This window comes from Aliivibrio sp. 1S175 (assembly GCF_001690985.1).
Classification (GTDB): Bacteria; Pseudomonadota; Gammaproteobacteria; order Enterobacterales; family Vibrionaceae; genus Aliivibrio.
In genome coordinates this window covers 109,088-120,606 of record NZ_MAJS01000026.1, presented here as the reverse complement: position 1 = coordinate 120,606, position 11,519 = coordinate 109,088, and the positions used below count along the sequence as shown (strand labels likewise).

Genomic DNA, 11,519 nt, shown 5'->3' with positions numbered 1-11,519 from the left:
GCACCATATTTAAAGATGTATTATTTTAGTTTAACTACTAACCTAATCTTCTCTGTTGGGATATCGCCAAGCGGTAAGGCACCGGCTTTTGATGCCGGCATTCCCTGGTTCAAATCCAGGTATCCCAACCACTTTTAAGAAAGCTCATCATTAATTTGATGGGCTTTTTTTTCGTCTGTACATTCTTCTTAAAGATCGCTCTTTTCCTTGCTTCTGCTTCTGCTTCTAAAGCTAAATCGTATTAATGAACCAATTCAATGGTTTTAACGCAATAAAAAAGGTGACCAAATGATCACCTTACTTTCTGTAGATTCGCTTTTACTCGTCCCTAAGCTCTAGTCCCTAGAATTATTTCTATAAACCCAACGCATATTTCAATGCTTGTGTTTTCAATGCACCAGATGAATCAGCAAGTTTTAAACCGACATTACGTAAAAATTTAATCGGTGGTAAAGCGTTGCTAAATAAGGTGTAAAACAAATCCATACTGCTTTGCATGGCTAAGTTATCTATTTTCCGTTTGGATTGATAAGACAATAAGGCTTTATCAGTCTCAGACCCTTTAGCTTCAATTTCTTCCAACAACACTTTTACGTCTTTAAAACCCAAATTTACGCCCTGTCCTGCTAAAGGATTAATGGTATGAGCCGCATCCCCTAATAAAACACAACGATGATCGACGTATTTTTGAGCGTGTCGACGCGTTAAAGGAAATGAACCTGATTGTTCAACGGTAAATTCTCCCAACTCCTGTGGAAAATACGCTTTAATTTCTTTTTCTAACTGAATAGAACTCATAGAAGAAAGCTGTTTAATACGTGAAGGTGAGTCATACCAAACTAAAGAGCCTTTGTTTCCATGTAGAGGAAGAAATGATCGAGGACCAGAAGGCGTAAACCACTGCCAGGTAATATCTTGTTGAGCTTCAGCGGTCTCTATATTGACCAACATGCAATGCTGACGATAATCCCAAGCAGTGATCCCTATTTTTGCTTTCTGACGAACATAAGAATTAGCACCATCAGCACCAATAACCCATTTTGTTTTAATTTTATCGCCATTTTCCAATGTCAGTACATTGTGGTCAGTAAAAAATTCAAGCTCAGCAATTTTTGCAGGAGTAATAACGGTTAGGTTTTCATAAGTAGAAAACATTTGCCATAACCCTAATTGAATAAGGCGGTTTTCAACGATAAAGCCCAGTTGTTCCATATCTAAGGCATCAGAATGAAAACGAGTTCGACATTCAGGCTGCTCCCATGTTTCTAAGCGCTTATAAGGGCATACACGCATTTCTTTGATGTATTGCCAAGCACCCAAGGCTTCAAGCAGATCAACGGAAGATTGAGAAATAGCAGAAACACGAATATCCATTGGTTGGCTATCATCAAAAGAGGCTGGCGCTTTATGCTCAATGACAGCAACTTGATATCCTAATTTCGATAAACCAATGGCAGTAGCGGCTCCCACCATTCCACCACCAACGATCGTATAATCATATTCTTTCATCATCCATAGACCTTATATGAGTCAATAATTTCTCTTATTCTATCGTGATTCACTCTTAATCTAAATCATTCAAATAATACCCTTAAAATATTCAAGGGTGTCTACATCTAGTCATTAAGCGTGGAAAGCAGTACAATACGCGCCCTATCCGTTTTGATTGAGCCTGTCTCTCAAAACTGTACCGAATTCTAGTAATAAAATACGAGTGAAAAAGTTACATGACTAAGAAACTGCTAATTAAAACCTGGGGCTGCCAGATGAACGAATACGATTCATCTAAAATGGCCGATCTTTTAGGTGCCGCAAATGGTTATGAATTAACTGAAGATCCAAAAGAAGCGGATGTTCTGTTATTAAATACCTGTTCAATTCGTGAGAAAGCACAAGAGAAAGTGTTTCACCAATTGGGACGCTGGAAACATTTAAAAGATAAAAAACCAGACTTAGTTATTGGTGTGGGTGGTTGTGTTGCGACTCAAGAAGGTGATCATATTCGCCAACGAGCGCCTTACGTTGATGTAATTTTCGGCCCTCAAACACTTCACCGTTTGCCACAAATGATCAAACAATCGCTTTCTAATGAAAAAACCGTTATGGATATTTCATTCCCAGAGATCGAAAAATTCGATAACCTTCCAGAACCGAAAGCGGATGGCGTATCTGCATTCGTTTCTATCATGGAAGGTTGTTCAAAATACTGTACTTACTGCGTTGTTCCTTATACTCGCGGTGAAGAAGTTAGCCGTCCGTTAGACGATGTGCTATTTGAAATTGCTCAACTTGCTGAACAAGGTGTACGTGAAGTTAATCTATTAGGCCAGAACGTTAATGCGTATCGTGGTCCAATGTACGATGGTGATATCTGTTCATTTGCTGATTTACTACGCATGGTTGCTTCTATTGATGGTATTGACCGTTTACGTTTCACAACGAGTCACCCACTAGAATTTGGTGATGATATTGTTGCTGTTTACGAAGATACACCTGAATTAGTAAGCTTCTTGCATCTACCCGTTCAAAGTGGTTCAGACCGAATCCTAACGATGATGAAACGTCCTCATACTGCTATTGAGTACAAATCAATCATCCGTAAGCTGCGTAAAGCTCGTCCTGATATTTTAATCAGCTCGGATTTCATCGTTGCTTTCCCTGGCGAGTCAGAAAAAGACTTCCAAGACACAATGAAGCTAATTAAAGACGTAGATTTTGATATGAGCTACAGCTTTGTCTTTTCTCCTCGTCCTGGTACGCCTGCGGCTGATTATCCATGTGATATTCCAGAGCAAACGAAAAAAGACCGTTTAGCTGAGCTTCAACAGCAAATTAACTTCCAATCAGCACGTTTCTCTCGTCAAATGCTAGATACAGAGCTTCGCGCATTGGTTGAAGGTCCATCAAAACGTAACCCAATGGAACTTCGTGCCCGTACAGAAAACAACCGTGTTGTTAACTTTACTGGTAGCCCTGAACTGATTGGACAATTTGTTGATCTTCATATTACAGAATCATTTACGAACTCTTTACGTGGTACGTTAGTTCGTACTGAAAAAGACATGGGATTACGTGTTGCTGTTTCTCCTTCAGAAATGATAGAGAAGACACGCCGTGAAGATGACCTTGGTGTAGGTACTTTTACGCCATAATGTGATCTCCTCAATAAAATCAAACACTAAAAAAGATGATTAAGGTTTCTTGATCATCTTTTTTCTTATTTGGTCTTGAGAAAATTCACTCTTTACCCAATAAATAATAGATATATCCCATAGTTAACATTCTGAGAGGCAACATTGAGCATTAAAACAACTAAATTAGAGTTGACCTTAGAACCAGCAGATAATCGACGCCTATCTAGCCTTTGTGGTCCATTTGATGACAACATAAAGCATCTTGAGCGTCGTTTAGGTGTAGAAGTAAACTATCGCGGCAATCTTTTTACTGTTGTGGGAAAACCTCATACTGTTTCCGCTGCGGTTGATATTTTAAGAGACCTTTATGTTGACACCGCCCCTGTTAAGGGTCAGTACCCTGATATTGAACCTGAACAAATCCACTTAGCCGTAAAAGAATCGGGCATACTAGAATTAGAAAAAGAAGACGTCTCTACTATCCCTCATGGCAAAGAAATTTTTATTAAGACCAAGAAAGGCCTAATAAAACCACGAACAGAAAACCAAGCACAGTACGTAACCAATATGGTCACTCATGATATTACGTTTGGTATTGGCCCTGCAGGTACTGGTAAAACCTATTTAGCCGTTGCAGCAGCCGTAGACGCGCTTGAACGCCAAGAGGTTCGTCGTATACTTCTTACTCGCCCAGCAGTTGAAGCTGGCGAAAAATTGGGTTTTTTACCTGGTGATCTAAGTCAGAAGGTCGATCCTTACCTGCGCCCTCTTTACGATGCTCTTTTTGAAATGCTTGGTTTTGAGCGTGTTGAAAAGCTGATTGAACGCAATGTTATTGAAGTTGCCCCATTGGCCTATATGCGTGGGCGTACATTAAATGATGCTTTTATTATTTTAGATGAAAGCCAAAACACCACTGTAGAGCAGATGAAAATGTTCCTCACTCGTATTGGTTTTAATTCTCGAGCAGTGATCACGGGGGATATTACCCAAATAGATTTACCTCGCGGGGCTAAGTCCGGTTTACGTCATGCGACTGAAGTATTATCAGATGTGGATGAAATAAGTTTCAATTTTTTTATCGCCGATGATGTCGTTCGACACCCTGTTGTCGCCCGTATCGTAAATGCCTATGAAAAATGGGAAGCAAATGATCAAAAAGAGCGTAAACTAGAGGAACAGCGTCGTAAACAAGAACGTGAAGCACGTTTAATTGACTCTGAAAATAACTAGTACGATAAATTTAGGTGAACCATGAGCATTGAACTCGATCTACAAATTGCATGTGAAAATGAAAAAGACCTGCCTTCTGAAAAAGATATTATATCTTGGCTAAATGCAGTGCTTCCTCAATTTCAACCACAAGCAGAGCTAACAATCCGAATTGTAGATGAAAAAGAAAGTCATGAGTTAAACCACCAATACCGTGGTATGGATAAACCAACCAATGTATTGTCTTTTCCATTTGAAGCGCCACCTGAAATTGAAATCGATTTATTAGGTGATTTAATCATCTGTCGCCAAGTTGTTGAAAAAGAAGCTGTTGAGCAAAACAAGCCTTTATTAGCACATTGGGCGCATATGGTTGTACATGGCAGTCTTCATCTGCTAGGTTATGACCATATCGAGGATGAAGAAGCTGAAGAGATGGAATCACTCGAAACAGAATTAATGCAAGAAATGGGCTTTGAAGACCCGTATCTCGCTGAGAAATAATTGTTGGAATAATCCAATAGTTACTTATGTGAGCTATCCACATTGATAGCAACTACTTTTAAAGAAGCCATGAACGACGAAAATTCACAGAATACAGAAGGTCCGAGTAGAAAGTCCTTCTTAGGACGCCTTTCCCAACTATTCCAAGGGGAACCTAAAGATCGCCAAGAATTGGTAGATGTATTTAGAGACTCTGAGGAGAATGAAGTTATTGACCACGACACCCGAGACATGCTCGAAGGTGTAATGGAAATATCTGAAATGAGAGTTCGAGACATCATGTTACCGCGCTCTCAGATGGTCACTGTAGAGAAAACACAAGATCTAGAATCACTGATAGCAACAATCATAGAAGCGTCACACTCACGCTACCCTGTGATCAGTGAGGATAAAGACCATGTTGAAGGAATACTCCTTGCGAAGGACTTACTAAGATACTTAGGCTCAGATTGTGAAGCCTTTGAGATCGAACAAGTTATTCGACCTGCTGTTGTAGTACCAGAAAGCAAACGTGTTGATAAACTTTTAAAAGAGTTTAGAGAAGAGCGTTATCACATGGCCATCGTAGTCGATGAGTTTGGTGGGGTTTCTGGTTTAGTTACCATTGAAGATATCCTTGAAGAAATTGTTGGGGATATTGAAGATGAGTTTGATGACGAAGAAGAAAAAGACATCCGTCAGTTAAGCAAACACACTTTTGCTGTGAAAGCCTTAACTGAAATCGATGACTTTAATGACGCTTTTTCAACACACTTCAGTGACGAAGAGATTGATACCGTTGGCGGTTTAGTATTAACCAGTTTTGGGCATTTACCTGAAAGTGGCGAAACTATCGAAATATCAGGCTTTACTTTTAAAGTCACCGCTGCCGATAACCGTCGCATCATACAACTTCAAGTGACGATTCCTGAAAAAGAATCAGAAAAGAAACACGAAGAAGAGTAATATTCTCAGCCGCTTAGCAATAAGCGGCTGAACTTTATCAGACTTTTGAAGACTAATTACAACGACTGATATCACATAACTGTTCTTTCATTATTTGTTTGAGACCTTCCATGCCATTTTTGAATCATTACCTTATTCGCCTTCTTATTGCCATTATCTCTGGTGCAGCTGCCACATTGGCTTTTGCTCCCTATTCTTTATGGCCTTTTGCTTTTATCTCTCCACTTTGCTTATTTTTATTATTGCACCAACAAACAACAAAACGAGCGACTTGGTTAGGCTTCTCTTGGGGCTTAGGCTATTTTGGCGCAGGTGTAAGTTGGGTTCATGTCAGTATCGACAACTTTGGTGGTATGCCAGTCGCTGCTAGTCTCTTTTTAATGATCGGACTAATCAGTTATCTTGCGTTATATCCGATGCTATTTTCATTTCTTTTACAGAGATTTTTTAGCAAGCATAAACTTACGAAATACTTATTAGCAGCGCCTGCTCTTTGGCTTGTCACTGATTGGCTACGTGGCTGGGTATTTACCGGGTTCCCATGGTTATGGCTAGGATACAGTCAAATTGATAGCCCTCTTTCTCCTTGGGGAGCCATATTCGGCGTAGAAGGCATTACGCTAATGATCCTGATTTCTGTGGGAGCAATGATATACAGCCTTCTGGAGAAAAAATGGAGTTTACTTCTGATCCCAGCGGTCATTATTGCCACTTCTTTTGCTATCAAGCCATTTGATTGGGTTACACCGCAACCAGACAAAGCAACCAAAGTCGCTCTAATCCAAGGAAATGTTAATCAAGCAATTAAATGGCTGCCAAGAGAACGTTGGCCAACCATCATGAAATACATGGATTTAACACGTAAAAATTGGGATGCGGATTTAATTGTATGGCCAGAAGCGGCAATCCCTGCGTTAGAGATTGAGATCCCAAGCTTTTTACGCAACCTTGATAGCGCCGCCACAATGAATAACAGCACAGTTATTACTGGTGTTGTTGGCCAAAGTCCAACCGGGAACTTCTATAACAATATTATTTCACTTGGTGTAAATGGAACCAAAGGTTACGACTATCAAGATCAACCGAGATACAGTAAACATCACCTACTCCCATTTGGGGAATTTGTACCTTTTGAAAATATATTACGCCCGATAGCCCCTATCTTTAATCTACCAATGTCATCATTTAGTCGTGGGGATTACATCCAGCCTAATATCGAGGCCAGTGGTACACACTTAGCTCCAGCACTATGCTATGAAATAGTCTATGGCGAACAAGTTAGAGCAAATATTACCGAACAAACGGATTACATTTTAACGCTTTCTAATGATGCTTGGTTTGGCACTTCGATTGGGCCACTACAGCATATGGAAATGGCTCAAATGAGAGCCTTAGAAACGGGTAAACCTGTTATTCGCTCAACAAACAATGGTGTAACAGCGATTACTGATTATAGAGGTAATATTACCGAGCAAATACCACAATTTACAACAGCGGTATTACGCGGTGAAGTTATCCCTACGACAGGAACAACGCCTTATCGTTATTGGGGAACGTGGCCATTATACTTCCTTGCCATGCTATCGTTAGTTATTGCTTGGCGTAAACGTCGATAACGACACTAAATGGTCTGTATATCATTACGATATTCAGACCTTTCTGCTATCTATTCAATCATCTCATATTAACATTATGGCTTTAATGACTGTCGTGTAAATTCTTCATTGTCACAATGAGTACAGGGTTGAATGATTTGAGCATGGTTAAATTGTTCTCGATGACCACACTTCTCACAAACTAGAATACCCAAACCAACCACTTCACCGGCTTGATAAACACCTTGATGCTCTAAATCATCGAAGACTTCTTTCCATTCAACTTGTGTCTTATCTGTAATCTCAAGTAAACCATGCCAAATAGAATCGGCTATTAATCGATAAAAAGGGGAATCAGGAAAGGTGGTTTTACTCTCCTCATAACTCTGTGCAAATTCCTTGATATCTCTTCTGACATAACTGGAGATCAATTCCAATTCATCTTTGGTCATATCAGAAGCGGCATCTACCACCTCTTCTGATGATTTAGCCCAATGCTGAAATTCTTCAGGGCTTCTTTCCAATACATTCATCACACGCTCAAAGACAGCGTTATAACCTGTTTTTTGCTTAGACATAAGTCACCTCCAAGAATTCGCTAGATTTATATAGCGAAGAGTGAGTTAAAGGTTATCAGGTCGCTTGAGTATAAGCGCTCCATTAGTTATTCTATGCTGATCAAGTATTATCTGATCAAACCGATCTCACAAATTTTGTGATCCACTGACATAACTGGGTAAATCGATGCAAGAACAATATAATCCACAGGATCTTGAACAAAAGATCCAGAAACATTGGGACGACAATAAAACATTTGTTGTAACTGAAGACGCAAGCAAAGAAAAATTCTATTGCCTCTCAATGTTCCCATACCCAAGTGGTCGTCTACACATGGGTCACGTTCGTAACTACACCATTGGTGATGTGGTTTCTCGCTATCAGCGCCTGCAAGGCAAAAACGTAATGCAACCTATCGGTTGGGATGCGTTTGGTCTTCCAGCTGAGAATGCGGCTGTTAAAAATAAAACAGCACCAGCACCTTGGACTTACGAAAACATCGAATACATGAAAAACCAGCTTAAACTATTAGGCTTTGGTTACGATTGGAATCGTGAATTCGCAACCTGTACGCCTGAGTATTACCGTTGGGAACAAGAGTTCTTCACAAAGCTGTACAACAAAGGCCTAGTTTACAAGAAAACGTCTTCTGTAAACTGGTGTCCAAATGACCAAACTGTTCTTGCAAACGAACAAGTTGAAGATGGTTGTTGTTGGCGTTGTGATACCCCTGTAGAACAAAAGAAAATTCCACAGTGGTTCATTAAAATTACCGAATACGCACAAGAGCTTCTTGACGATCTAGATACGCTTGATGGCTGGCCAGAAATGGTTAAAACCATGCAACGTAACTGGATTGGTCGCTCTGAAGGTGTTGAGTTATCTTTTGTCGTTAACGGCGAAGAAGCACCTTTAGAAGTATATACCACACGTCCAGATACGCTAATGGGTGTTACTTACGTTGCTATCGCAGCGGGTCACCCTCTTGCAGAAAAAGCAGCAGCAACAAACCCTGAGTTATTTGCTTTCACAGAAGAATGTCGCAACACGAAAGTGGCAGAAGCTGAATTAGCAACAATGGAAAAGAAAGGTATGGATACGGGTTTAACCGCTATTCACCCTCTTAACGGTCGTGTTGTTCCTGTTTTTGTTGCAAACTTTGTTCTAATGGATTACGGCACGGGTGCAGTAATGGCAGTTCCTGCTCATGATCAACGTGATTATGAATTTGCGACCAAATACAGCATTGATATTATTCCTGTAATCAAACCTGAAGATGGTTCTGATGTTGACGTATCTGAAGCTGCGTACACAGAAAAAGGCGTTCTGTTTGATTCTGGTGAATTCGACGGCCTTGCTTTCCAAGACGCATTTGATGCTATCGCGGCGAAATTAGAATCTGAAGGTAAAGGCAAAAAAACAGTCAACTTCCGTCTACGTGATTGGGGCGTTTCTCGTCAACGTTACTGGGGTGCTCCAATCCCAATGGTAACGACTGAAGATGGTCAAGTTCATCCAGTACCAGCAGATCAATTACCCGTAATTCTTCCTGAAGATGTGGTAATGGATGGCGTAACTAGCCCAATTAAAGCAGACAAAGAATGGGCTAAAACCACATTCAATGGCGAACCTGCACTGCGTGAAACAGATACCTTTGATACCTTCATGGAATCATCTTGGTACTACGCACGTTACTGTTCACCACAAGCTGACGATATTCTAGACCCAGAAAAAGCAAACTACTGGTTACCAGTAGACCAATACGTTGGTGGTATTGAACATGCATGTATGCACCTTCTTTACTCACGTTTCTTCCATAAGCTTCTACGTGATGCGGGTTATGTAACGTCAAACGAACCATTCAAGCAACTTTTATGTCAAGGTATGGTGCTTTCTGATGCATTCCACCACACCAATGAAAAAGGCACAAAAGAGTGGATCGCACCAACAGACGTAACGATTGAACGTGACGCTAAAGGTCGAATCGAAAAAGCCGTTGATGATCAAGGCCGTGAAGTTCAACATTCAGGCATGATCAAAATGTCTAAATCAAAAAATAACGGTATTGACCCTCAAGAAATGGTTGATAAGTTTGGCGCCGATACGGTTCGTCTATTCATGATGTTTGCAGCGCCTGCTGACATGACTCTAGAATGGCAAGAATCCGGTGTTGAAGGAGCAAGTCGCTTCCTTAAACGTGTGTGGAAATTAGTTCACGACCACACATCAAAAGGCGAAACAGAAGCATTAGATGTTGCCGCTCTTTCTGGTGACCAAAAAGCATTACGCCGTGATGTTCACAAAACAATTGCAAAAGTAAGTGATGATATTGGCCGTCGCCAAACCTTCAACACCGCTATTGCCGCTATAATGGAATTGATGAACAAGCTTAATAAAGCACCTCAAGGATCAGCACAAGATCGCGCTCTTCTTGATGAAGCATTAAAAGCGGTTGTTGTTATGCTTTACCCAATGACTCCACACGCAAGTTTTGCAATGTGGGATGCATTAGGTGAATCAAACATCGATACCACGGCATGGCCAACATTTGATGAAAAAGCACTTGTTGAAGATGAAAAAACTATCGTTGTTATGATCAACGGTAAATTGCGAGCGAAACTGATTGTTGCTGCTGATGCAACAGAAGAACAAGTGAAAGAGCTTGGTCTAAACGATGAGAACGCAGTTAAATTCCTAGATGGCCTAACTATCCGTAAAGTTATCTATGTACCTGGCAAGCTTTTAAACATCGTAGCTAACTAATTTACGAATTAAAGCCACGTTATTAGCTAAAAAGTAATTTGAACCTTTTTTCTTATTACTTTTCTATTTAAAGCATAAGCAGCTTGTCTGCTTATGCTTATTTAACTGTTTTATTTTATGCCATAAATAAGATTGCCAATAAAATGGTTAAATAAGCATTTTTATCACCATTTGAAGGAGTTACTCGGTGAAACGACTTTTATCTCTATTATCTCTTCGTACAACAATCGTATTAACTCTTTCTTTAATGGTTTCTGCGTGTGGTTTTCAACTGCGTGGAAATTATCTTCTTCCTGAAGAGTTACATGAAATATCATTAACAACTTTTGACCAATATAGCGACTTAACCCGCGACGTACAAAAACAACTTAGAATGAATGGGATCAGTCAAGTCGCCCCTACTACTGTAACGCCGAGTTTAGATTTAATCAGTGAATCTATCGGGGAAAGAACGCTATCTCTTTATCAAAATAGTCGTGCGGCAGAAAAAGAACTTACTTACACCGTCCAATACAGTGTATTAATCCCTAATCATGATCTGAAAGTGTATACCACTACAGTGAACCGTAACTACCTTGATAACCCATTAACTGCATTAGCAAAATCAGTTGAACGAGACATGATTGAAGATGAAATGCGCACTCAAGCTGCAGAGCAAATCTTACGTCAAATGGCTCGCCTGAAAGCTGACGATAGTGATGAAACAGTGCTAGATGATACCATTACGAACGCTGATAAATCCGAAACAACAGTAGCAACAAAAGAAGTCATTAAAACAATGAACTCATCAGCAGATAACGCGCAATAA

9 protein-coding genes and 1 tRNA gene are annotated in these 11,519 nt (G+C 40.2%); 8 read left to right on the top strand and 2 right to left on the bottom strand.

The genetic code is table 11. From position 1 onward, the window contains the following. Positions 1–56: 56 nt before the first annotated feature. Positions 57–131 (top strand) — tRNA-Gln (locus A6E06_RS11195). Positions 132–354: 223 nt separating this feature from the next. Here A6E06_RS11195 and A6E06_RS11190 read toward each other — a convergent pair. Further along, a complete protein-coding gene (locus A6E06_RS11190) occupies positions 355–1,509 on the bottom strand; it encodes a 2-octaprenyl-3-methyl-6-methoxy-1,4-benzoquinol hydroxylase (RefSeq protein ID WP_176703478.1) in 1,155 nt (384 codons plus the stop codon). 218 nt (positions 1,510–1,727) lie between these two features. Here A6E06_RS11190 and miaB point away from each other — a divergent pair, with 218 nt between their 5' ends. The 5 genes from miaB (at position 1,728) to lnt (ending at position 7,411) form a co-directional block, all read left to right on the top strand. Beyond that, positions 1,728–3,152 (top strand): tRNA (N6-isopentenyl adenosine(37)-C2)-methylthiotransferase MiaB, encoded by a 1,425-nt coding sequence (miaB, locus tag A6E06_RS11185; RefSeq protein WP_065592155.1) that lies wholly within the window; start codon positions 1,728–1,730, stop codon positions 3,150–3,152. 144 nt (positions 3,153–3,296) lie between these two features. Beyond that, on the top strand, positions 3,297–4,367 hold the full coding sequence (locus A6E06_RS11180; RefSeq protein ID WP_065592154.1) for a PhoH family protein: 1,071 nt from the start codon (positions 3,297–3,299) through the stop codon (positions 4,365–4,367). A gap of 21 nt (positions 4,368–4,388) precedes the next feature. Further along, positions 4,389–4,850, top strand: coding sequence for an rRNA maturation RNase YbeY (gene ybeY, locus A6E06_RS11175; protein WP_065592153.1), 462 nt, complete (start codon positions 4,389–4,391; stop codon positions 4,848–4,850). 69 nt (positions 4,851–4,919) lie between these two features. Next, a complete protein-coding gene (gene corC / locus A6E06_RS11170) occupies positions 4,920–5,795 on the top strand; it encodes a CNNM family magnesium/cobalt transport protein CorC (protein WP_060993520.1) in 876 nt (291 codons plus the stop codon). Between the two features lie 110 nt (positions 5,796–5,905). Next, positions 5,906–7,411, top strand: a complete 1,506-nt coding sequence (gene lnt / locus A6E06_RS11165) for an apolipoprotein N-acyltransferase (RefSeq protein ID WP_065592152.1) — start codon at positions 5,906–5,908, stop codon at positions 7,409–7,411. 74 nt (positions 7,412–7,485) lie between these two features. Here lnt and A6E06_RS11160 read toward each other — a convergent pair whose 3' ends face one another. Continuing rightward, positions 7,486–7,968, bottom strand: coding sequence for a zinc ribbon-containing protein (locus A6E06_RS11160; RefSeq protein WP_065592151.1), 483 nt, complete (start codon positions 7,966–7,968; stop codon positions 7,486–7,488). A gap of 166 nt (positions 7,969–8,134) precedes the next feature. Between A6E06_RS11160 and leuS the strand changes: the two genes are divergently transcribed. After that, entirely contained in the window at positions 8,135–10,711 is a 2,577-nt protein-coding gene (gene leuS, locus A6E06_RS11155; RefSeq protein WP_065592150.1) for a leucine--tRNA ligase, read from the top strand. Between the two features lie 247 nt (positions 10,712–10,958). Next, positions 10,959–11,519, top strand: a complete 561-nt coding sequence (gene lptE, locus A6E06_RS11150) for an LPS assembly lipoprotein LptE (protein ID WP_176703477.1) — start codon at positions 10,959–10,961, stop codon at positions 11,517–11,519.